Origin of the sequence: Streptomyces sp. ADMS (genome assembly GCF_033441795.1) — a bacterium.
Classification (GTDB): domain Bacteria; phylum Actinomycetota; class Actinomycetes; order Streptomycetales; family Streptomycetaceae; genus Streptomyces.
The window spans coordinates 1-283 of sequence record NZ_JAVFVX010000556.1 but is presented as its reverse complement, the minus strand read 5'-3'; the positions used below and the strand labels follow the sequence as shown (position 1 = coordinate 283).

Below are 283 nucleotides of genomic sequence, written 5' to 3'. Positions count from 1 at the left end.
CGGTGCTGATCGCGGACGAGACCGGCGACATCAAGAAGGGCACCAAGACCGCCGGGGTGCAGCGGCAGTACACCGGAACTGCGGGCAGAATCGAGAACGCCCAGGTCAGCGTGCACCTGTCGTATGGATCCCGCCGGGGTCGCACTCTGATCGACGCCGAGTTCTACCTCGGCAGGAACTGGGCCGGCACCACCGCGGAGCACGAACGCCGCTGCGCCGAGCAGGGCGTCCCGCCCGAACGCGCGAGCGCGGTGGCCACCAAACCGGAGCTGGCCCGGCGGAT

General features: G+C 70.0%; 1 protein-coding gene. It reads left to right on the top strand.

Annotation, left to right across the window (positions count from 1 at the left end):
- A partial coding sequence (locus RB628_RS43040; RefSeq protein ID WP_318325833.1) for a transposase occupies window positions 1–283 on the top strand: 283 nt, incomplete at both ends.